The sequence below is a fragment of the Deltaproteobacteria bacterium genome (assembly GCA_019310525.1).
Lineage (GTDB): Bacteria > Desulfobacterota > DSM-4660 > Desulfatiglandales > HGW-15 > JAFDEE01.
This window is the reverse complement of record JAFDEE010000019.1, coordinates 53748-77019: the sequence shown is the minus strand read 5'-3', so window position 1 is coordinate 77019 and position 23272 is coordinate 53748. Positions and strand designations below refer to the sequence as shown.

The 23272-nt window shown below is 50.2% G+C and carries 21 protein-coding genes; 14 read left to right on the top strand and 7 right to left on the bottom strand.

From position 1 onward, the window contains the following. Nucleotides 1–33 precede the first annotated feature (33 nt). Nucleotides 34–843, bottom strand: coding sequence for a RimK family alpha-L-glutamate ligase (locus JRF57_05195; GenBank protein ID MBW2303091.1), 810 nt, complete (start codon nt 841–843; stop codon nt 34–36). A 265-nt stretch (nt 844–1108) separates the two neighbouring features. Between JRF57_05195 and JRF57_05190 the strand changes: the two genes are divergently transcribed. Beyond that, nucleotides 1109–2002 carry an HDOD domain-containing protein gene (locus tag JRF57_05190; protein ID MBW2303090.1) on the top strand — a complete coding sequence of 298 codons (894 nt, stop codon included), beginning with the start codon at nt 1109–1111 and terminating at the stop codon, nt 2000–2002. Nucleotides 2003–2006: 4 nt separating this feature from the next. Further along, nucleotides 2007–2927 (top strand): MBL fold metallo-hydrolase, encoded by a 921-nt coding sequence (locus tag JRF57_05185; protein ID MBW2303089.1) that lies wholly within the window; start codon nt 2007–2009, stop codon nt 2925–2927. A gap of 12 nt (nt 2928–2939) precedes the next feature. Here the strand turns inward: JRF57_05185 and JRF57_05180 are convergent, their stop codons facing one another. Next, on the bottom strand, nt 2940–4277 hold the full coding sequence (locus JRF57_05180; GenBank protein ID MBW2303088.1) for an amidohydrolase: 1338 nt from the start codon (nt 4275–4277) through the stop codon (nt 2940–2942). Between the two features lie 55 nt (nt 4278–4332). After that, the gene (locus JRF57_05175) at nt 4333–5160 is read right to left on the bottom strand and encodes a purine-nucleoside phosphorylase (GenBank protein MBW2303087.1); all 828 of its coding nucleotides are present in this window, start codon (nt 5158–5160) and stop codon (nt 4333–4335) included. Nucleotides 5161–5798: 638 nt separating this feature from the next. On the opposite strand from JRF57_05175, the gene JRF57_05170 reads away from it, so the two are divergent. The 7 genes from JRF57_05170 (at nt 5799) to JRF57_05140 (ending at nt 11556) form a co-directional block, all read left to right on the top strand. Then, nucleotides 5799–6803: a phosphotransferase gene (locus JRF57_05170; protein ID MBW2303086.1), complete on the top strand. Its 1005-nt coding sequence runs from the start codon at nt 5799–5801 to the stop codon at nt 6801–6803. Between the two features lie 161 nt (nt 6804–6964). Beyond that, nucleotides 6965–7522, top strand: a complete 558-nt coding sequence (locus JRF57_05165; GenBank protein ID MBW2303085.1) for an ATP-binding protein — start codon at nt 6965–6967, stop codon at nt 7520–7522. A gap of 75 nt (nt 7523–7597) precedes the next feature. Next, nucleotides 7598–8503: an NAD(+)/NADH kinase gene (locus JRF57_05160; GenBank protein MBW2303084.1), complete on the top strand. Its 906-nt coding sequence runs from the start codon at nt 7598–7600 to the stop codon at nt 8501–8503. Then, complete coding sequence (locus tag JRF57_05155) at nt 8487–8738, top strand: DUF4911 domain-containing protein (protein MBW2303083.1); 252 nt, start codon at nt 8487–8489, stop codon at nt 8736–8738. Before JRF57_05160 ends, JRF57_05155 begins: the two co-directional genes overlap by 17 nt. Nucleotides 8739–9059: 321 nt before the next feature. Continuing rightward, a complete protein-coding gene (gene miaB / locus JRF57_05150; GenBank protein ID MBW2303082.1) occupies nt 9060–10355 on the top strand; it encodes a tRNA (N6-isopentenyl adenosine(37)-C2)-methylthiotransferase MiaB in 1296 nt (431 codons plus the stop codon). 65 nt (nt 10356–10420) lie between these two features. After that, a complete protein-coding gene (locus tag JRF57_05145; protein ID MBW2303081.1) occupies nt 10421–11293 on the top strand; it encodes a diguanylate cyclase in 873 nt (290 codons plus the stop codon). A gap of 173 nt (nt 11294–11466) precedes the next feature. Then, entirely contained in the window at nt 11467–11556 is a 90-nt protein-coding gene (locus JRF57_05140) for an AURKAIP1/COX24 domain-containing protein (protein ID MBW2303080.1), read from the top strand. Nucleotides 11557–11676: 120 nt separating this feature from the next. Here the strand turns inward: JRF57_05140 and JRF57_05135 are convergent, their stop codons facing one another. From JRF57_05135 to JRF57_05120, 4 genes are all read right to left on the bottom strand, one after another. Next, the gene (locus tag JRF57_05135; protein ID MBW2303079.1) at nt 11677–12537 is read right to left on the bottom strand and encodes a 3-hydroxyacyl-CoA dehydrogenase family protein; all 861 of its coding nucleotides are present in this window, start codon (nt 12535–12537) and stop codon (nt 11677–11679) included. A 345-nt stretch (nt 12538–12882) separates the two neighbouring features. Continuing rightward, on the bottom strand, nt 12883–13107 hold the full coding sequence (locus tag JRF57_05130) for a NifU family protein (protein MBW2303078.1): 225 nt from the start codon (nt 13105–13107) through the stop codon (nt 12883–12885). A gap of 106 nt (nt 13108–13213) precedes the next feature. Continuing rightward, the gene (locus JRF57_05125; GenBank protein MBW2303077.1) at nt 13214–14320 is read right to left on the bottom strand and encodes a DNA photolyase; all 1107 of its coding nucleotides are present in this window, start codon (nt 14318–14320) and stop codon (nt 13214–13216) included. Beyond that, nucleotides 14317–15231, bottom strand: coding sequence for a ParB N-terminal domain-containing protein (locus JRF57_05120; GenBank protein ID MBW2303076.1), 915 nt, complete (start codon nt 15229–15231; stop codon nt 14317–14319). The genes JRF57_05125 and JRF57_05120 overlap by 4 nt, the downstream gene beginning before the upstream one ends. Nucleotides 15232–15926: 695 nt before the next feature. Here JRF57_05120 and JRF57_05115 point away from each other — a divergent pair. The 5 genes from JRF57_05115 (at nt 15927) to JRF57_05095 (ending at nt 23163) form a co-directional block, all read left to right on the top strand. Continuing rightward, nucleotides 15927–20372 carry an FAD-dependent oxidoreductase gene (locus tag JRF57_05115; GenBank protein ID MBW2303075.1) on the top strand — a complete coding sequence of 1482 codons (4446 nt, stop codon included), beginning with the start codon at nt 15927–15929 and terminating at the stop codon, nt 20370–20372. A gap of 272 nt (nt 20373–20644) precedes the next feature. Next, nucleotides 20645–21067, top strand: a complete 423-nt coding sequence (locus JRF57_05110) for a hydrogenase iron-sulfur subunit (protein ID MBW2303074.1) — start codon at nt 20645–20647, stop codon at nt 21065–21067. Nucleotides 21068–21078: 11 nt separating this feature from the next. Next, nucleotides 21079–21750 carry a methylenetetrahydrofolate reductase C-terminal domain-containing protein gene (locus JRF57_05105; protein ID MBW2303073.1) on the top strand — a complete coding sequence of 224 codons (672 nt, stop codon included), beginning with the start codon at nt 21079–21081 and terminating at the stop codon, nt 21748–21750. Next, nucleotides 21743–22678, top strand: a complete 936-nt coding sequence (locus JRF57_05100; protein MBW2303072.1) for a methylenetetrahydrofolate reductase — start codon at nt 21743–21745, stop codon at nt 22676–22678. The genes JRF57_05105 and JRF57_05100 overlap by 8 nt, the downstream gene beginning before the upstream one ends. A 203-nt stretch (nt 22679–22881) precedes the next feature. Further along, the gene (locus JRF57_05095; GenBank protein MBW2303071.1) at nt 22882–23163 is read left to right on the top strand and encodes a hypothetical protein; all 282 of its coding nucleotides are present in this window, start codon (nt 22882–22884) and stop codon (nt 23161–23163) included. Nucleotides 23164–23272 lie beyond the last annotated feature (109 nt).

The following is a 23272-nucleotide window of genomic DNA, read 5'->3' as shown; positions in this document are numbered from 1 at the left end:
CTTTGATGCCGGCGTTTGGACAACACGTTCATTCTACCGATTATGGGAAACCGATCCCCCGATCTCCCCTGAAAGAAGTTTCTTCCTTATGATGTCACGAATCTTCATGCCTTTTTTTTCCGCCCCTTTAAGCCCGTACTTCATGTTGGCCTCAATGAGATACCACCTATTCTCATGTAGGATCAAGTCCAGACCCACGTCATCGAAGTTACACAATTGAGCGGCCTTGCGGGCCAGTTCCAAGGCCTGATCCGGCACGCTCTCAAAACTGATCCTCCCCCCTTGGCTCACGTTGGTCTTGAACCCCCCGGACGGGCTGTATCGCCAGTAAGCCAGAACCGGGTCGCCGTTGATCAGAATCACCCTGAGATCCCGCTCATGGGGGATATATTCCTGGATGTAGGCGACCCTTGTACGATCCAAATAGGCCTCCAGGTCTTTTATCCCTTCAATGAAAAATACGCCCATTCCCCGCGAAGAGGCTCTGGGAAGTTTTGCAATAAAGGGTGGGGAAAAATCCTTCAAGATCTCCCGGCATTGACTCCCGTAATATATGCGGGTTCGTGGGTGGGGGAGTCCCAACATGTAAAACAGCGTCGTCTGTTTGATCTTTTCGTCCGCGTAAAGGTGGTTCTCGAGGCTCGGGAAGATTCTTTTACCAATCGTGCTGAAAAACTGGGCATAATTTAACGTTGGATAGAGTATAAGTGGAGATCGGAAGATCAGGCTCCTTTCCCGGGATGAATAATCGTGAAAGTTCGGTTTGAGCCCCAGGGTTATGACCTCCGGAACCCCCTTCAGCCTGTTTCCAAGGGCCACAAAGGAAGGGTTGATTTCATTCATTTCTCGAATTCATCCCCACTAGTAAGATATATCTCAGCAGTTTCCTGGCCCCTCATAAGAATTTGTGGATTGAAAATGCCCGCATAATCGGAGAGAGCGGTTGGTGTTTCCTCAGGGACTAGGGGAGGGAAATTCGAACTGCTCTTGACCCTCGAAACCTCTTAAGGTATGATCTTTGCATGTAATTTCTCGGTGTTCTTCCATTATACCTGCAGATTTCCGATGAATATCCCTCCACCGGGGTGGGATCATGATGCTCGACATGATGACAGATACACTGAAAACGCCCGAAGGGCGCTTGAGGACCATCCAGAACGATATCGCCAAGATGCCGAGCCTTTCTACGACCGTAACCAAGGTCTTGGAAATTTGCAACAGGCCTGATACCTCTCCCAACGATTTGAACAGGGTGATTTCCCTTGATCCGGTACTGACAGGTCAGGTTCTCAAACTCGTCAATTCGGCCTATTATTCCCTTCCCAACCAAGTCAGTTCTCTTACGCGGGCCATCATCATGCTGGGCCTGAATACCGTAAAAAATCTAGCCTTGAGTACAGCGGTGCTTCAAAGCATCGGGAAAAAGAATTCATTTCAGGCCCTCTCGATGGAACAATTTTGGACCCACTGCCTGACCGTAGGCGTTACAGCGAAACGTTTGGCCGCAGCTCAAAGGGTTCCTGTTTCCGAACGTGAAGAGTATTTTGTGGCCGGATTGCTCCATGATTTAGGAAAAATTCCATTGAATAATCGGTTTCCGGATGAATACCTGCAGGCGATGAAAATGGCTGAAGAAGATCAAGGCTCCCTCTATCGATTTGAGAGCAGTGTGTTTGGTATCAACCATTGTATCGTCGGGAGATTGATCGCAGAAAAATGGAAACTGAGTCCCATGGTAACCGACTCCTTATCACTCCATCACCATCCCCACCAGGCAGGGGAGGAGACCTTCAGGTTGCTTTCCACCATCGCCCTTTCAAATACCTATTCCCATGCAATCCAGAAAGGTGATGATGACCGTTTTGTTTCCGAAAATCAAACAATATTGGACCTTCTTGACAAGGTGAACTTGTCATTGGATCTCCTCCTGGAACTCAAGGAAACGGTTTCAGAGGAGGTGGATAAGGCAAAGATATTCCTCCAAGTGTCAGGGAAGGGTTGAAAAGATGAAGATCAAATTCTGGGGAGTCAGGGGATCCATTCCATGCCCGGGGCCTCAAACCGTAAAGTACGGGGGGAATACGCCCTGTATTGAAATCAGAATCAAGGATACGGACCGGCTTCTCATTATCGATGCGGGCTCGGGTATCAGGGAATTGGGGAATCAACTCCTCAGCCACGATCTTTCAAGCAAAGGATCCATCCAAACCGAAATCTTCCTCACCCATACCCACTGGGATCACATCATGGGTTTCCCCTTTTTTACCCCGATTTACATTCCGGACACAAGGCTCAAAATTTACGGACCTGTAACCTATGAGGATGAAACCCTTGAGGAGGTGGTCGGCGGGCAGTTATCCTACCGATATTTTCCCGTCCGGCAAGCCGAACTCGCCGCCGAGATCTCTTATATCGACCTGAAAGAAGAAACCATCGACCTGGGAGACGGGATCAAGGTAACAACAAAATATTTAAACCATCCCATTTTATGTTTGGGTTATCGTTTTGAATTTAATGGCAAAATTGTGTGCACAGCATGCGATACTGAACCCTTTCGAAATGTCTTTTGTACTGATCCCGATGATCCATCCTATGACGAAACCATGGCGATGGAAGGTGAGGAAGTGGCCGCTGAGGAGAACCGCAGGATCGAGAGATTCTTTGCCGGCGCCGATTTGCTCATTCACGATACCCAATACACGGAGGAAGAATATAGGGCCTCGAAGGTGGGTTGGGGGCATACCTCTTTTGAGCACGCCATAGCAGCGGCCAAACGGGCAAAGGTCAAGAGGCTGGCCCTGTTTCACCATGAACCCCTTCGTACGGACAGGCAGATCGATGAGCTTGCCAGGAAATACTGCAACCCCGATTATGCAGGGGAGGTGAATGTCTTCTTCGCAAGGGAGGGGATGGAGATAGAGATCTAGGCCCTTATTCGTTTAATCCTGTTGTTTCCCGCCCATGGAAATCCACTTTTTCACCTGAAAGGACTTTTCCCTGGCCTTTTCCATGATCTCTTCCGGATCCAGGGTACGGAGTTTCTTATCCTTCATCACCACCTTGCCGTCAATGATGCTGGTTGTAACGTCGCTTCCCATCGCCGCGTAAACAAGTTGAGAGTAAGGATTGTAAAGCGGAGTCAGGTGGGGGCTTCGGGTATCCACCACGATAATATCTGCCTTTTTGCCGGGTTCCAGAGTGCCGATGAGATGTTCCATCCCCAGGGCCCTCGCCCCATTAATGGTAGCCATTTTCAAGACAGTGATGGCATCCGCCGCGGTGGTGTCCATCATAACGATCTTGTGAAGTTTGGCGGCCGTATCCATTTCCCCGAACATGTCCAGGTTATTGTTGGATGCACATCCATCAGTCCCCAGTCCCACTGCCAAGTTGCGGTCGATCATTTCCGGGATGGGCGCTACGCCGGAAGCGAGCTTCATGTTGCTCTCGGGATTGTGGGCGATTTTCACATCTTTGTCAGCCAGGAGATCGATTTCATTTTCATTCAGGTGAATGCAGTGAGCCGCAAGACAATGGGGACCAAGGATTCCCAGGTCCTTTAAATGTTCGGCCGGTCTTTTCCCATAACGTTCAACCACTTCCCGAACTTCAGCCTGCGTTTCTGCCAGGTGAATGACCAAGGGGACATGATGCTTCAATGCCAGTTCATTGGCTTTGACAAGGAGGTCGGGGCTGCAAGTGAAAGTGGAATGGGGCATTACAGCTACAGAGACCAGGGGATCATCGGCCCATTTTAAAATCAACCCTTCGGTGTATGAGAATCCATTCTCGATCGAACCATAGTTCGGAGAATCGAAATCGTAAAGGACCTCCCCAACGAGTGCTCGCATGCCCGCCCGGCCTGCCGCTTGAGCAACGGAGTTTTCAAAGAGGTACATATCGCAAAATGTCGTGGTACCGGAAAGGATCATCTCGGCACAGGCGAGAAGGCTCCCGATGTATACAAAATCCGAATCCATATTTTTTTCAGCGGGAAAGATGTAATAATTCAACCAATCCATTAAGGGAAGATCGTCGGCGAGTCCTCGAAAAAGGGACATGGCGGCATGGGTATGGGCATTGATCAACCCGGGAAGTACCAGTCCTCCTCTTGCGTCGATTACTTCTTTTGCCTGTATGCGCCCCTCCTCAGGGTGGGGCAGGAGAGCTTCGATCCTGTCTCCGTTAACGGCAACGATGCCGTTTTCAAGGATCGAGAGATCATTATCCAGGGTGATGATGGTCCCGCCTTTGACGATGAGATCATATTGCGTCATGGGACACCTCTCCTTTTACGGTCGTGGATGTTTTGGTTTCAATGTCAAGCGATTTTCAGGGGTTTTTTTCGGGCAATTCTTCAATAATGGTCGCCCACAGGTCCGCCAATTTTCCTCCCGCCTTTTTTGCATTGGAAATGACTTCCTCGATGGAGGTGCTTTCCATACAATCAGGCAGATTGAGGTTTGTAATAGCTACAATGGCCATAACCTTCATTCCGCAATGAACGGCTACAATCACCTCCGGAACCGTAGACATACCGACCGCGTCCGCCCCGATCATCCTGAGAAAACGCGTTTCCGCTGGGGTTTCCAGGCTCGGACCGGTGATGGCGACATAGACCCCTTCCCACAGCAGTATTCCCAATTCGAGGGCCTTTTCCCTTGCCAGGGCGAGGTACTCTTCAGGATAGACACAGGACATATCAGGAAAACGGGGGCCGAATTCCTCAAGATTTGGTCCAACCAGGGGATTTTGCCCCGTCAGGTTGATGTGATCCGTTACGACCATGATGTCTCCCGGCCGAAATCGTGGATTCAATCCGCCGGCTGCACTGGATATGAGAAGGGTATCGACACCGAGCTTCGACATCACCCTTATGGGAAAGGTGATCTGTTGGGGGGAATAGCCTTCATAAAGATGAAAGCGTCCCTCCATAGCCAGTATCCTTTTTCCCAGGAGGGTCCCCGCGACCAGATTTCCCTTGTGTCCTGGAATCGTGGAAACAGGGAAGTGGGGAATCTCCTCGTAAGGGATCCTGTTTTCAACAGAAATTTTCCCGGTAAGGTCACCTAATCCCGTACCGGTAATCATGCCGATCCGGGGACTCACGGAAAGACGTGAAGAAAGGTATTCGGTTGCCGCCACAATTTCCCGCTGCATGGGAAGGATCCTCCCTCCGGATGATGAAACGTTCAATCGTTCCAAGGATGTGTTTAACGAGCCTCTTGAGACCGAATAATGAAAATTTGTTATCATAAAATATCTAAAATTGAAATGCTGTTCCCGGCAGCTGTTTTTAAGAGGGGCTCCAAATTTTCGCGTATAATTTCTTGATGGCAAATAGTATCATTTTGCCGCAAGGGGGATCTTCCTTGACAAACGACCGAAAGGATAATAGGAAGGGCCGATTTCGTTGAATTGAGAGGAGCCTGCCTCTTTGGGATGAGGAAACAACATTAGCTGGTGCCCATCCATAAAATAAATTTTAGGCACTGGCGAGTTTCCAATCCAGAAATGAGAATTTTTGTGCAAGATCAAGGAAACCGGGGACCCACCCAAAGGGTGGGGAGTCGTCGCTTCGCGCGGACAAATTAAGGGATTACGCGTCCCGCCCTACAAGAGAGGCGGGAACAAGGAATCCCGCAGATTGACGCAGAGATTGTGCAAAAAGGCCATTTATGGATGGAAACCAGCTGACTGTTTCAGGGGGAGGTACGCTCCCAGGGATTTTCGCACCCACATGCTGAGCCTTTGCTTCCCCGGGAACCTGGAATCTGGAAAAGGAGATATCCAAAGAAATGGCGAACATGATCAAAGACCTGCTGGAACCCTCTTCACTGCCCGATATTACGAAGGAAGTCCGGTTGATTCAGACCCATATCTCAATGGTACTGGTTGCGGATAATTTCGTTTACAAAATCAAAAAGCCCGTTGATTTCGGATTCTTGGACTTCACGGATCTTGAGAAGAGAAAATTTTACTGCCACCAGGAAGTCAAGTTGAACAGTCGATTGGCCGAAGATATCTATCTCGGCGTTCTGCCCGTCATCTTTGACGGGAAGGTGCACAGGATCGGTATGAACCACACGGGCGGTGAGATCGTGGATTACGCCGTAAAGATGCGGAGGATTCCCCAGGATCGTCTCATGAAATCCCTCTTTCAAAGAGGTGAATTGACGGAAGAACACTTGAGAAAGATCTCCTTGAAATTGTCGACCTTTCACCTGAACGCTGAGCGATCCCCGGAGATCGATCATTTTGGAGAGCCGGATGCCTTTCGGATCAATACAGAGGAAAACTTCGAGCAGACTGAAAAATACATTGATATCACAATAAAAGAAAAGGATTACAGGCATCTAAGTAGATGGACGGACCTCTTTTTAAAGAACAAAGAATCTCTATTCCGTGAAAGAATCTCCATGCAAAAAATAAGGGATTGCCACGGGGATCTACACATGGAACACGTATGTCTCACCGACAAGGTGTCCGTAATCGACTGCATCGAGTTCAATGACCGTTTCCGCTATAGTGACACAATCGCCGACATTGCCTTTCTGCTGATGGATCTTGAATTCCACGGTGGCAAGGAGGTCGCGGACCGCCTGTGGTCCCTGTATGCAGAGGAGACGGGAGATTCCGAAATGATGGAATTGCTCACCTTCTACAAGGTATATCGGGCCTATGTACGCGGAAAGGTGAACAGTTTCAGGCTCGATGATCCGAATATCCCCGAAGGGGAGAAGACCAGGGCGATCCGCGAGGCCTCACGGTACTTTGAATTGGCTCGATCTTATGTCGACTAACCTGTTTTTATCTTTATAAAGGCTCTGCGGCCGCTCCCGAATCCGGGTTGTTCCATCGAGCCGGAGGAAAGCGGTGCCTGATTTTTTCCTAGTGGGGACGTATTTTGGAAATGAATGAGCCCTTCTTACACTTTATTCAAAATGAATTAACTTCAAATGTCTTGTATATTACTTGCGGGTTGCCCGCCTCGGGGAAGACGAAAACGAGCGAACAGGTCGCAAGGATCACGGGGTTTAGAATCTTGAGGTCGGATCTTCTCCGGCTGGAGATCTTGAGAAATGAAGACGTATTTGACGAAAGGGTGGCCTCGGACATGGGCAAGAGGTATCAGGTATATGATGAGATGTTCAGGCTGACCGATCAATTGTGTGCCAAAGGGGAGGATGTTATCCTAGACGCCACTTTCGTCTCCCAAGCGCTCAGGAAAAGGGCGGCTGAGATCGCTGCGAAATACGGAAAAAATTTTTTTATTCAGGAGATCCTTTGTCCTGATGAGGTTTGTCTCAGAAGGATTCGGCAGAGAAGCAAGGGCCATTACGAATCGAATGCAATAAGTGAAGAAGCCTATCACAATAATAAAAGGCGGTATGAGAAAGTGGATCTCAAGGAAATCGTAAGGGATTATCCAGGGCTTGAGATTCATTTTTTCCAGGTAGATACCAGTAAAGATTCTCTTCATGAGTGGCGGGTCGTTGAAAAAACCGTCCTTTGCAAATAAGGACCCGTTTTTCATTCGTTTTTTCTGCAATCAAAAGTGAACTTCATTGATGTTAAAAACCCGGAAAAGACCATTATGAAAGCTCGTACTGTCGGCATTTTTTTCAAACACAACCATGAGCCTGCAAGAATCGAGGCCCACAAGCTCAAAGAGTGGCTTGAGGCAAGAAATTACGAAGTCTTCATGGATTCCATGAACGCGGAGCAAAACGAAGGTTCTCGTTCCGCAACACAATACCATGAACGGGTATCGAAAATTCCCTCAAATGTGGGATGGGTGGTCGTCCTTGGGGGAGACGGTACCCTTCTTGGAGCCGCCCGAAAGGTGGGAAAATTCGGGATGCCCATCTTGGGAGTGAATCTTGGAGGGCTGGGATTTCTCACCGAGGTGCCCTTAAAAAGGCTTTATCCGGTAGTTGAGATGATGCTCAAAGGCCAACTTGATGAGGAAAGCCGGCTCATGCTGGAAACCCGGGTGGTCAGGGGGGGACAGAATATAGGCAGCTTCCTCGTCTTGAACGATGTGGTGATCAACAAGGGTGCTCTGGCAAGAATCCTTGACCTGGATGTTTACATCAATGATCAGTTCCTGACCGCTTTTCGATCCGACGGATTGATTATCTCAACCCCCACCGGTTCCACGGCCTATAACCTGGCTGCGGGTGGACCGATTCTCTACCCCACGATGTCCAACCTTATCCTAACGCCCATCTGCCCCTTTACGCTGACCAACCGCCCGATAATTCTTCCTGATTCCGATACGGTCTGCATCACCATGCGAAAGGCCAGGGAAGAAAAGGTGACCATTACCTTTGACGGACAGGTGGGGTTTGATTTGAAATACGGGGACAAGGTAATGATCCATGCGTCCAATAAAAGGATTCGCTTGCTCAAGTCACCCGATCAAACCTACTTTGAGATCCTAAGGGCCAAACTCATGTGGGGTGGTGCCACTTACAAAAACCATGATGGAAACGGTTAGACGATACTACCGGGTCGACCGGAAGGACATCCACTATATCCGCTACACCATCGAATCCTATGACGGAGCAGCCGTCGTCAGGACCATTGACCCTCAAGAAGCTTTACTCGAAATACTGATAGCTCCGGGATGTGAATATCTTATCGGACGTCTGGTTGAAGATCTTTCCGGAAGGGAAGGGCTTCAATTAAAAAGTATCGATTCACCTGGACACAAGAGCCCTGAGCCTGAATAATTTTGCTTTTGTAGTGTGGGGGAGAGGGAATATTCCTGGAGATTCAAATAGCGCAATCTGTTTTATGGCTGTAAAATAAATAGTGCCCATCCATAAATGGCCCTTTTCTCCAATCTTCCGCCTTCGCTATGGCTACGGCGTGACAAGCTGCGTCAGGCTCAGATTTTAATCCTCGAAATACTTCAATGTATTCCTGTGGTTAAAATCTTCGCCTTCCTTGACTTTGAATAAAATTGCCTATTTATGGATGGACACTAAATAATTTCAATTGGTTGTAGAGGGGCATTCTGAACCTTGCTTGGGTATTATCATATCGCCACCATGGGCTGCCAAATGAACGAATACGACTCGGACTATCTGGGTCAACTCCTCCTGGATTCCGGGTTTTACCCGACCGATAATCCCGCCCGTGCCGATCTCGTTCTCATCAACACGTGTGCCGTTAGGGCCAAAGCGGAACAAAAGGCATTCAGCCTGCTCGGCCGAATAATAGCCCTCAAGAAGCGGAAACCCCATGTCAAGATCGCCATGGTGGGGTGCATTGCCCAGAAGGAAGGCGAGAGGCTGCTGAAGAGATTCCCCGAGCTTGACCTCGTGCTGGGAACGGGTGAAATTGAAAGATTCGGTGAAATCCTTAATCTCGTTTACTCAGAGGGGAGGAGGGTATCGGCTACTGAACTTCGCCCTGACCCGATTCCACCTCTTTCGAAAAAAGACTACTTCCGCGGAAGGGTCAAGGGATTCATAACGATCATGCAGGGGTGCGACAATTTCTGCAGCTATTGTATCGTTCCCTATGTCCGGGGCAGGGAGATAAGCCGGCAGACTCGGGACATTCTCGCGGAAGCCGAAAATTTGGTTTCCCAAGGAATCAAAGAAATCACCTTGTTGGGACAGAATGTGAATTCTTATCGGTCGGTCGAGGACGCGGGAACCATTGATTTTCCTGCTTTGCTCAGGAGATTGAGTCGGGTTGAAGGCATCGTGCGTCTTCGATTCACCACATCTCACCCAAAAGACCTCTCGGATGATCTGATTAGATGCTTTGCCGAGATTCCAAACCTATGCCCCCATATCCATCTTCCGGTTCAATCGGGTTCCAATGCCGTGTTGAAGAGAATGAACCGACATTATTCTCGGGAACACTATATGGAACTCGTCAGCCGTTTGCGGGAAACCCGCCCCGCCATAGCGATAACGAGTGACATGATCGTCGGTTTTCCCGGGGAAACCGACCGGGATTTCGAATTGACACTTGATCTCATGCAAAAAATACGATTTGATAATCTTTTTTCATTTAAATACTCTGACCGAAAGGGTACGGCCGCGGAACGTATGGACGGCAAACTGGACGAGGAAACGAAGTCCAGCCGCCTTTCGATCCTTCAGTCCCTTCAACGGGAGATCACCCTTTCAAAAAACAGGGAACTCGAGGGACAAAGTGTTGAAGTACTAGTAGAGGGCCCCAGCAAAAAAGGGGATCAGTGGACAGGGCGAACAGACACTAATAAAGTTGTAAATTTTTCTTGTTTATCCAATATCTTGGGAGACATTGTAAAAGTTTTGATTGAAAAAGCGTTCGTCAATTCTCTTCGTGGGGCGCTTGTTACGAAATGATTATCAGACCCCACGCGAAAAACCTCCCTTCATTGATGGGGGAGACTTTTCCCTTTGGTTGAATCATGAAACAGGACTTCGATTACTCGCAAGAATCCATATTGATCGTGGACGATGATGCGGTCCTCAGGGAGGTCTTTACCGACCTGCTGAAAGCCCTCGGCTTTTCTGTGGCCTCGGTCTCCAGCGGCCCGGAGGCACTCGACTCTTTGGAAAACAACGACTTCACCTTTCTCCTTACGGACATGAAGATGCCCGAAATGGATGGGATGGAACTGATCAAGCGGGTTTCCGGGACCCACCCGGATATCAGCATAATTGCAATGACAGGGTATTCAGAAGGATACAAATATGTGGACGTAATTAATGCTGGGGCGAGTGATTTTATAAAAAAGCCTTTTGATCTCGAAGAACTGGAAGCCAAGATCAGGCGTATTCTTAACGAGAGGAACCTCAGGAGAGAGCTCAACCGGCTCTCCATTACGGATTCCCTGACTGGATTGTTCAACCAGCGGCATTTTTACGACCGCCTCAAAGACGAAATGGTGCGGGCAAAGAGGCAAAAATTCCCCTTGTCCCTGATCCTCTTGGACCTGGACAACTTCAAGGATTACAACGACACCCATGGCCACCTTGCTGGAGACGAGGTTCTCAGGAGCGTAGGGAGGCTGATCCAACAAAGTATCCGTGAGGGAGTGGATTCGGCATATCGATATGGAGGAGATGAGTTCGCCATCATTCTGGTTGGCGCCGACTTGGCAGTAGCCGAAGGAATCGTTAAGCGTATTAAGGAATCTTTCAAGGCCGAGGGTGATATTATGGCAAGCGTTGGTTACGCCTTGTTCGAGGAGGAGATGTCGATCAAGGATTTTGTGGGCGAAGCGGATAAGAGGCTTTATGCCGCAAAAAACGCGAGGAACAGGAGTTCGGGAGATTGATTCTGATAATTTATATTATGTAAACTAAAACATGGTTTCCCAAACCGACCTCTTTCGTCTTTTCACCCTCCTTGATGCTTCACAATCCCTTCTCCTGTTTTTTTGGTTGACACGTTACCTGATGAAAGGTAGATATAATGCGTTTTGAATTCGAACTGGAGGTAGAATACTGCATGGGAAGCGTAGTGAAGAAGCGCCGCAAAAAGATCCGGAAACACAAGTATCGAAAAATGAGAAAATTGATGCGTCACAAGAATAAGTAACAATATTCACCCTCCACGCTAATCTCGATTTTTTGTTTTAAGAGTTTCTGCAATAAAAAAGGCAACCCTCCATCATGAGCGAAAGGGCTGCCTTTTTTGTCTTCAGATGGAAACTCTCAACTATTTTCCGTAATCATACCATCCTGCTCCGGTTTTCCTGCCGAGCTTGTTGGCACGAATCATGTTTTTCATGAGCGTGGGAGCCGCCCATTTCAGTTCCTTGTTCAATTCCTTGAAAAAGTATTCAGTGACAAAGTAAGCGATGTCAATTCCCGTAAGGTCCATCAATTCAAAGGGTCCCATGGGATAATTGAGACCGTTTTTGACCGCCGTGTCCACATCCTCGATGCTGGCAACGCCTTCCTCCACGATCCTGATGGCCTCGATCATGTGGGGAATCATGCACCTGTTCACGATGAACCCAGGGGAGTCTTTTTTGACCTCCACCGTGATTTTACCCATCTTTTGGGCGAGCTCCGTACAGACAGCGATCGTTTCATCGCTCGTTGCAACGCCCCTGATTATCTCCACGAGCTTCATGAGGGGTACGGGATTGAAGAAATGCATCCCGCATACCTTTTCCGGGCGATTTGTGGCAGCGGCGATTTCCGTGATAGACATGGATGACGTATTGGACGCCAGGATGACCTCGGGTCGGCACAGCTCATCCAGTTCCTTGAAGACCTTTTTTTTGAGTTCAAGATCTTCTATGACCACTTCAACCACAAGGTCTGAATCCTTAAGATCATTCATATCAGTGGTGCCCTTGATCCGGGACAGGACGGCGTCCTTTTCCGATGCCTCGATCTTTCCTTTTTCAACGCTCTTGGTGAGAAATTTCTCGATATTTTTCAGGCCTCTTTCGACGAATTCATCCTTGATATCCCGCATGATGACATCATAACCGTTCTGGGCGGCCACCTGGGCGATACCGTTCCCCATGGTTCCGGCACCGACAACACCGATCTTTTTGATCTCCATCATAGACTTTTTCCTCCATCGTTCCTTTTTTCATTGAGACCTTTGCAATATACGTCCCTTTTGCCCGGTCTTCCGTCTCCATTACACGGTTGGCTACGGCGTGACAAGCCCGCCAAACAGCTGGCGGGCAGGCTGCGTCATAGTCAAACCGGGGCCCGCCCAAAGGTGTGGGAAGTCCAAGTGAAACGCGGACGAATTTTGATCCTCGAAATACTGCGATATATGGCTGCCTGTCCCGCTTGGCATCCTAAGCCGAAGTAGTCAACATTTTCGTTTTTATCTCCGGGTCGGAGGCTTGACCATGAACAAAATCAAACGTTTTTCAAAGGTCTCTTCGTTGTTTAATTAAACAGATTCAACTCTCGTGACTTCAGGAACATTCTGCTTGAGCATCTTCTCGATACCCATTTTCAGGGTCATCTGAGACATCGGACACCCCGCACAGGAGCCCTGCAATTTTACCTTTACCACCCCGTTTTCATCAACGTCCACGAGCTGAACGTCTCCCCCATCCGCCTGCAATGAGGGTCGCACCTTTTCCAGGGCGGCTTCGACCTTTTCCTTAAGCATGTGATCTTTTCCTCCATAATTTTTCAAGTTTAACCTCTTTACCATACACTGCGAAACAATACAATATCAAAGCGCAACGGGGTTTCTTTCTCCCAGTGACGACCTCTCAAGGGAAGAACATTTTTACCCGTTGATCCAGGTATCGGGCGAGCCCCTCTGAATTTTTCACGCTCCAACCCAGGCTCCTTTTCCAGACTTCATCGCTCTCCATGCACAGGTAGACCCCCAGATCCCTGCTCCACTGATCCAGTTCCCTTTTCATCCAGTCATACATATCGATACGGATGGTTTTCAGATAGCGCATCTTTCCGTCCAGTCCAGGGATGAATTCTCCGTCCAGCACATGGGATCCAGGATGTCGTGCCCTGATGATGGATTTCAGGGAGGGCATATATCTCATGGTGCCCAGGCTGATCCAGATTACTCCCCTGGGATCGATATACTTATCCATCATCTCAATGGTCCTCTTGTAACCGTCCCGCCAACGATGATGTTCTATTATCGGATCAAAATGGAATCCGATCACGTAACCCTCTTGCTGGCATCTCTTGGCCGCTTCAAGCCTCCGTCTAAGGGAACAGGTGCCGCCCTCCTCCCGCGTAACGATAAACGGGCTGTTCATGGACCAGGAAACGATAATTCTGTCCCTGTAAGGAGAAGAGAGCAATCCCGCGATTTGATCCGTTTTTGTTTTGAACTCCAAAACTGCGTTTTTTAGGCGTGAAAACCTGGGGGTAAGGAGTTGTGTCCACCCAACGAGGGGATCTAGGGCCAGGCTGTCGGCGAACTCCCCGGTACCGACCCTGAAAATCCTATTGGGATGGTTCTCGATTTGTCGGCAGATTTCATTCAATTCATTTTCAATGTTGATAAAGACGGATAGGGATGATTTTTCAAAATAGGATTGAAGAATACAATAGCTGCAATCCATCGGGCAATTTGTGGCACCATGAAGAATCCAATAACCACAGCAGATATACTGAATCGTTCCCGGGCATGGTTTGAACATCTCCCCTGGAAACCTTTCAAGCCTCAAGGTTTCCTTGCCCTGCGCCGGGAAAGTTGTATTGTTCCCTGTTGGATATGGATCGCCGTTCCGTATAACCTTGATCCCGGGTTCGCCTCTCAAACGATAAAGGATTTTTTCCGTGAGTTCATATCCTTCAGCCCCCTCCCCTATCATGACCTGTTTTAATCGGCCCTTTGGATTCATGGATCCTCCCTTAACTCCCTTTCCATGTCCTCCAGGGTCTCCTCGTTGGCGAGAAATTCCTTGATCTTTCGCTTCAACGTTTGCAGGTCCTCAAACCCTATTTCCAACTTGTATTCATTGGCTTCAAAATGGGATGGGGGCGTTATCTTGACACCTTCGGGTAGAGGGATCCGGGAAAGTTTCTTCTTGAAAGACCGTTCAATCCGTGACAGCCTTGGAAAACGCATTTCCCGTAAAAGCCTCATGACTCTTTTTGCCTGCTGAGGGATGTTCTTCAGGGCACCATCCTGTAACAGCCCTGCAAAAGGCTCCCTGTCGAGAATCTCATATATAGAAATATGATGTTTAATGGAAATATCTTCAATGTATTCAATAAATTTGACCTGTTGATTCGTGTTTAACTTTAAATTTGATATCCACTTGGCCGCCGCTAAACGATCTTTTTCATTGAAGCGAAAGAGTTGGCGAGCCGTTTGGATCGAAAGGAGACCCTTAGAAAGGAGGACCAGGATGGGCCTTTCAAAGCTCTCCAACGACAAATAAAAATCCAATAGTGATTCACGGGGTGAAAGCCCCAGCAAAGGCATATAGCCAGACACGACTTCATCCCGGGGCACCCAGGATAGGAGTCTTGTTAGTATCATGGATCTTTCAACTTCGTTGAAACGCCTAACCGTCAGATTCTCAAAGAGCGCCATGCGGAAGCAATCAAGTGGGGAAAAACGGGCCCCATCAGGTAGGACCACGCAAAGCGCCCTTTTTTGTTTGAGTTCCCTTAAGACCTCGAGTCTCCTGAAGCCGGTCACGACATCATAACGATCCCTCTCGTTGGACAGCAGGATCGGAGGATTCAAAACGCCCACCATCTTCACCGATTGTAAGAGTGAATGTAGATCCGGCTCAAAGCTCATACAATAGGGTCCGGATTCCCGTTCAACCTTTTCGAGTTCGATCGATCTTGGCGATGATTGGATAATAAATGGCCCTTTTCCCCAATCTTCCGCCTTCGCTATGGCTACGGCGTGACAAGCCCGCCAGACAGCGGCGGACAGGCTGCGTCAGGCTCAGATTTTAATCCTCGAAATACTTTAATGTATTCCTGCGGTTAAAATCTTCGCCTTCCTTGACCTTGAACAAAATTGCCTATTTATGGATGGGCACTCCCTAGGATCGTTATAAATCGGGTTAATCTTAACACATTCCGTTATAAAAAGCCGGGACATATATCTCCCCTGCTGCTTTTGGGGAAAAAGAATCGTCCCTTTTTCTTTCGTCTTCACGAAAAACTTAGCGGAAATGATCGGCTTTTCCGGTTAAAGGGGGGATTCCATCCGCTGGAAAATGCTCCTTGTTCGTCAGACCTTTATTTCCCTTGACACCCCTGATTTGAATATGGCATGTTCTGTTTCTCATATTTTTCCGGTAGGTATTATTCCCGAGGGACAACTCCCCTACCCTAATATGGTCCCGAACCGGAAAGCAGTAGAATCGAAAATGTTATGGATAGGACTACGGCCCTGCCTCGGACCGACGCCTGTAAGACGAGTTTCATCGATAAAAATCCACAAAAAAATCAAGTTGTTTGGAATGAAACCGTAAGGAGACGATGAATTCCATGAAAAAGGATACACCAACTGGATCGGTTATGGTCATAGGCGCCGGTATCGCCGGCATCCAGGCTTCACTGGATTTGGCGGATTCCGGATATCTCGTTCACCTGGTGGAAAAAAATTCCGCTATCGGTGGGGTCATGGCCCAGTTGGACAAAACCTTCCCCACCAATGACTGCTCCATGTGTATCATATCCCCGAAGCTGGTGGAATGCGGGAGACATTTGAATATTGACCTGTGGACCATGACGGAGGTGCTGGAGGTTTCTGGCGAACCCGGCCGCTTCAAGGTCAAGCTCCTCGAACGACCGCGATTCGTGGATATAGCCAAGTGCACGGCGTGTGATGAGTGCGCCAAGGCCTGCCCCATCGAGGTCCCGAATCTCTTTGATGAGGGACTCCGGACCCGAAAAGCGGCTTACAAGCTCTATCCCCAGGCCATGCCCAGCGCCTATGCCATCGAAAAGAGGGGAACGGCCCCTTGTAAGGCCACCTGCCCTGCCCATGTCAGCATCCAGGGTTATATCGCGTTGATCAACCAGGGGAAATACCGGGAGGCACTGGAACTGTTCAAGGAGGATCATCCGTTCCCCGCGATCTGCGGTCGTGTGTGCCATCATCCCTGCGAAGGGGCCTGCACCAGGAACGATGTAGATGAACCCGTCGCCATCCAGTATCTCCACCGTTTCATTGCGGATCTGGATCTTTCCGAGGAAACCCGCTATATCCCCGAGGCTCAAGAGCCGAGAGAAGAAAAGATCGCCGTTATCGGAGCGGGGCCAGCAGGGCTGACCGCGGCCTATTCCTTGGCCCGGCAAGGGTTTTCTGTCACGGTTTTTGAAAAATTGCCGGTGGCTGGAGGGATGATGGCCGTAGGGATTCCTGAGTACCGCCTCCCCCGCGATATCATCGCTGCAGAAATCCAGGTGATCGAGTCCCTGGGGGTGGAAATCAAAACAGGAGTCTGTTTCGGTGAAGATATCACCCTGAAGACCTTGAAGGAGGATGGATTCAAGGCTGTCTTCTTGGCTACCGGGCTTCATCTCAGCCGCAAACTGAATGTAGAGGGTGAAGATCTTCCTGGAATCCTGGAGGGCGTGGAATTTCTTAGGGAAACGGCTCTCAAGCAGGAAATTCAGCTGAACAAAAAAGTCATCGTGATCGGTGGTGGAAACGTTGCCATCGACGTGGCCCTTTCGGCCAAAAGGCTGGGTGCGGAGGATATTACACTGGTTTGCCTGGAGAAGCGGGAAGAGATGCCTGCCTGGGACTACGAGATCGAAGAGGCCCTGGAGGAAGGTGTAAAAATCGTAAACAGCTTCGGTCCCAAGCGTTTCATTGAGAAGGACGGACGAGTCGCAGCCGTTGAATTCAAGCGGTGTACGGCGGTCTTCGATGAAAAGGGTGCATTTAATCCTCGCTATGATGATTCCGACCTCATCACCCTCGAGGCCGGAACCGTCATCACTGCCATCGGACAGGCCCCGGACCTCTCCTTTGCCGAGAGGGAGGGCATCCGGACGACTCCCAGGGGTGGATTGGATGCTGATCCCGTGACCCTGCAGACCCCCCTCGAATGGGTCTTTGCCGGGGGAGACGCCCTCTATGGCCCCAAGTCCGTTGTTGAAGCCGTCGCCTGCGGAAAGGAGGCCGCAGAGAGCATCAGGCGTTACCTCAACGGTGAAGATCTTTCAGAAGGCAGGACCCGCGAATGGAACTACGAGAAGCCCGATGTTGAGGGAGAGGCCCTTTCCCCCAGAACACCCATGCGGGTGAGGCCCGTCAAAGACAGGGAGGGCAACTTCGAGGAAGTGGCCCTCGGATTCAGCGAGGAAGAGGCAAGGAACGAGGCCCTGCGTTGTCTGAAATGCGGTATCTGTTCCGAGTGTTACCAATGTGTTTCCGCCTGTCTGGCCGGGGCCGTCGATCATTCCATGCAACCAAGGGAACACACCGTCGAGGTGGGAGCCATCGTACTGGCACCCGGATTCAAGACCTTCGATCCGACACAATACGAGACCTATAACTACGCAACTCATCCCAATGTGGTCACCAGCCTGGAATTCGAGCGGATCCTGTCGGCATCGGGCCCTTTCGAGGGGCACCTAGTAAGACCCTCGGACCACAAGGAACCGCAAAAGATCGCGTGGCTCCAGTGCGTGGGATCCCGGGATATCAATCGGTGTGACCACGGGTACTGCTCGGCTGTCTGTTGTATGTACGCGATCAAGGAAGCGGTGATCGCCAAGGAACACAGCCCCGGTCCCCTGGATACGGCCATCTTCTATATGGACATGAGGACCTATGGGAAGGATTTCGAAAAATACTACAACCGGGCCGAACAGGAGAGCGGCGTCCGTTTCATCCGATCCAGAATCCACTCCATCACGCCGGTCGAGGACGGCAACCTCAAGATTCAATATGCTACGGAAGACGGGGAACCCCAAGAGGAAGTCTTCGATATGGTCGTGCTCTCCGTCGGGCTCTCTCCCCTCGAAGAGATAGGTGAACTGGCGGAACGTCTGGGTATCACCCTGAATCATCACCATTATGCCGAGACCGGAAGTTTCACGCCTGTGGCCACGAGCCGCGAAGGGATCTATGTTTGCGGTGTTTTCCAGGCCCCCAAAGACATTCCCCAATCGGTGATGGAGGCATCCGCCTCCGCCGCTGCGGCAACGCAAGACCTTGCCGAGGCAAGGGGCTCCCTGACCCGGACAAAGGAGCTGCCCCCGGAACTCGATGTCTCCGGACAGGAACCCCGGGTCGGGGTCTTTGTGTGTAATTGCGGCATCAACATCGGAGGTATCGCCGACGTAGCCGCTGTGAGGGAATACGCCAAAACCCTGCCGAATGTGGTCCACGTGGAGGATAACCTCTTCACCTGCTCCCAGGACACCCAGGACAAGATGAAAGAGGTCATTAAGGAAAAAGGGATCAACCGCGTCGTGGTGGCCTCCTGTTCGCCCCGCACCCATGAGCCCCTTTTCCAGGAAACGATCCGGGACGCGGGATTGAACAAGTACCTTTTTGAGATGGCCAACATCAGGGACCAAAACACCTGGGTTCACATGAACGAACCGGAAAAAGCCACCCAGAAGGCCAAGGATCTGGTCCGTATGGCCGTAGCCAAGGCGACATTGATCGAACCGCTCCAGCAGGTAACGCTTGAAGTCAAACCTGCTGCATTAATCGTGGGCGGAGGAGTAGCCGGCATGGAAGCCGCCCTGGGCGTGGCGGAACAGGGTTGCCAAGCCTACCTGGTTGAGAAGACCGGCGAACTTGGAGGGGTTGCCAGAAGGCTCCGGAAGACCTGGAGGGGCGAAGAAGTCTCCAAATACCTCAATGACTTGATCCAAAAGGTGGAAAAACATCCCAGGATCCGGGTCTTTCTGGAAACGGAGGTCAAGGAAAGCTCCGGCGTCATCGGTAATTTTACCACCACCCTCATCTCCGGGAATGGTTCGGGTTCCACCACCATCATCGAACACGGTTCAACCATCCTGGCCACAGGTGGAAAAGAATACAAACCGGCTGAATACCTTTACGGCCAACACCCCAATGTATTGACACACCTGGACCTTGACGAAGCCATCATGAAGGGGGACGGCCGGATCTCTGCGGCGAAGACGGCGGTCTTCATCCAATGCGTCGGTTCCAGGATTCCCGAAAGGCCTTACTGCAGCAAGGTGTGTTGCACCCACAGCCTGGAGAGCGCCCTGGAGCTCAAGAAAATAAATCCCGAAATGAATGTCTACATCCTTTATAGGGATCTTCGTTCTTACGGCTTCAGGGAGGACCTGTATCGAAAGGCAAGAGAAAACGGAGTCCTTTTCATCAGGTACGATCTCGAGGCATTACCGGAGGTAACGAGCGATGGAAAGGGGGCCCTTTCCCTCAGGGTCAGAGACCATGTACTGGGCCGTCCTGTTTCTCTGTCTCCAGACCTTCTGATTCTTGCCGCAGCTATTTTACCAAATGAAAACAAAGAATTATTTGAATTATTTAAAGTACCGATCAATGGTGAGGGATTTCTCATTGAGGCCCACATGAAGCTCAGGCCCGTGGATTTTGCCTCTGAGGGGCTTTTCATGGCGGGACTGGCCCATTACCCAAAACCTATTGACGAAACCATCACCCAGGCCAAGGCCGCCGTGGCTCGGACCATGACCATCCTTTCAAAGGAGGTAATCCTTGTTGGGGGCGTGGTGGCGACGGTGAATTCCGACCGTTGCGCCGCGTGTTTGACTTGCGTAAGGACATGTCCTTATGGGGCTCCAAGAATCGGCGAGGAAGGATATGCAATCATTGATCCTGCGGAATGCAGGGGCTGCGGTGCCTGCGTAGCCGAATGTCCCGGCAAGGCGATCAGCCTCCAGCACTTTACTGATGAACAGATTATCGCCAAGACCGATGCCCTTTTCCAGGTTGCAGCGGACTAGTGTCCATCCATAAATGAGAAAATTTGTGCAAGGTCAAGGAAGGCGAAAATTTTAACCGCAGGAATACATTGAAGTATTTTGAGGATTAAAATTTGAGCCTGACGCGGAGATTGCGGAAATTGGCCATTTATGGATGGACACGGACTAACCTTGGGTCGTTTGCAGCATGAAAGACGTTTCATTTTTTCAACAAGTTTTAGTAATCTAAAAAATACTCGTCGAATCGCTTGACACACTTCCAGAAACAACGATACAGCGAGCAGGGAGGAAACATGACTGAATTCGAACCCCAGATACTGGCCTATTGTTGCCAATACTGAGCTTACTCGGCTGCGGACCTGGCAGGTTCCATGCGACTTTCCTATCCAAGCAATGTCAAGGTCATCCAAGTGCCCTGTACGGGAAGGGTGGACATTATCCATCTTCTCAAGGCTATTGAGGATGGTGCAGACGGCGTTTACGTTGCCGGGTGTCTTGAAGGTGAATGCCACTTCATTAACGGAAACATAAAGGCCAAGAAGCGGGTCCAGTATGTAAAAAAGACACTTGAGGAGATTGGCATCGAACCCGAGCGGATCGAGATGTTCAATCTCTCGGCAGGTGAAGGGACAAGGTTTGCGGAAATCGCTACCGAAATGGTGAATCGAATCAAGGAACTTGGGCCCAGCCCTTTGAAAATAAAAGCTGCGGCATGACGAGGTGAGAAATGATAGTCGCCGATCGAAAACCGATCAATGAAATCCTCGATATGGTTAAGGAGTCTGAAAAGGTACTGATTGTGGGTTGCAAGGGATGCGTAACGGTATGCAATGTAGGGGGGGCCAAGGAGGTCGGAATTCTTGCCTCTATCCTAAGGATCGCCAGAAAACGGGAAGGACGGCCCCTGGAGGTAGAAGAGAAAACCATTGAAAGGCAATGCGACCCGGAATATGTGGCCCAACTGAAGGATCTGGTCGGCGAGTATGATGCCGTAATTTCCATGGCATGCGGGGTCGGCCCACAGTTTCTTTCGGAGGCATACCCGGAACAACGATTCTTCCCGGCCGTCAATACGACGTTTTTCGGTGGAGCCGTTCAGCACGGGATCTGGGCGGAGAGATGTGCAGGCTGTGGGAACTGCGTGATTCACTACTTTGATGGAATGTGCCCCGTGGCCCGATGCTCCAAGAGCCTTCTCAACGGGCCCTGTGGGGGCTCCGCCGGGGGCAAGTGTGAGATCTCCAAGGAAGTGGATTGTATTTGGGACATGATTGTCAGGAAAAAGATGGAGCAGGGCCGCTTGGGTGATCTGCTGGAAATCAAGCCTGCTAAGGACTGGCGCACCGCCAGGGACGGAGGCCCTCGCAGAAGTGTTAGGGAGGAACTGGTGTATGAATGATCTTAAATCCGGAAGCAATCTCGAGAAAGTGCTCAGAGCGGGACACTTCGCCTTCACCGGGGAATGCGGGCCCCCGAAAGGCGCCAATGTGGATCACTTGAAAGAGAAGGTTTCCCACTTGAAGGGTGTGGTCGATGCAGTGAACATTACCGACAATCAGACCGCAGTCGTCCGGATGTCCAGTTGGGCCGCCTCCGCCCTACTTATAAAGGAAGGCGTCGAACCCAATTTTCAGATGGTCTGCCGGGATAGAAACCGGCTGGCGATGCAGAGCGATATTCTCGGGGCATATGCCCTGGGGATCAGAAACATGCTGTGCCTTTCCGGGGATCATCAGACCTTCGGGAACCATCCCCAGGCGAAAAACGTTTACGATATCGACTCCATGCAATTGATCGCCCTGGTCAAGAAAATGCGTGATGAGGGGAAATTCATGAACGACGAGGAGATTGATGTCCCACCGAAAATCTTTATCGGTGCGGCCTCCAATCCTTTCGCCGATCCCTTTGAATTCCGGGTTCATCGCCTTGCCATGAAAATCGCCGCCGGGGCCGATTTCATTCAGACCCAGTGTATCTACAACATGGAAAAATTCAGGGAATTCATGAAACGCGTCGTGGACATGGGTCTCCACGAGAAATGTTATATCTTGGCAGGAATCACGCCCATGAAGAGTGTCGGTATGGCCCAGTATATGGCCAAATCCGTCCCGGGTATGGATGTGCCCGAATCCCTCATTCAAAGACTTCGAGGCGCCGGGAAGGGAAAAGTCGCCGAAGAGGGCATCAAGTTCGCCATTGAACAAATCGAGGAGTTCAAGGAGATGGAAGGGATCGCAGGCGTTCATCTCATGGCCATCGAATGGGAGCACAAGGTGCCGGAGATCGCGGAAAGAGCCGGGATGTTGCCCAGGCCGAAGGTCGAGTAGCCCGATAGGAGCCCTGCCTTTTTCTAGAATCCTTTTTCATGTTCATCGCAAGAGATTTCGCCAGATATTACTGAAACCGCCCGCGGTGCCGATTTTTCCGGGATCTGCGGGCGGTCCTGATAGAAGTCTCAGAAAAAATAGTACCTTTCCGAATTGGATCGGGACGCTTCGGGAAACAACTCTCACCGGGAGATTTCCTTGTCATGATCATTCGCCTGGAAAACGGTCGCTCCATAGACACCTCTACCGACCTGAACGCCCCGGAACGCCATATCCTCCAAAAACTACTTTTCTGGAGCGACATGGCCGAAAGCCTTGAAGAATTCAACCGGAAGAAAGAGGAAGCATTCAGGAAGGGATGGAATCGCTCGGGTCCCGTTTCGATCAGCCGGAACATGAAAGAGGTCCTTTCAGAACTTGAAAAAAAACTGATCGAGCGCCTGGCCGAATCCACCCGCCATGGAGAGAAGAAATCGAGGGAATAGCCCCTGAGTCCCCTTCCCTACCCTCGCCAGATTTTCCCAGAGGTGCCCGGAAAGACATTTTCCCATCCTCCTCCACGGTTTTTACTTGAACTCCCCCCCCAAAATCTAT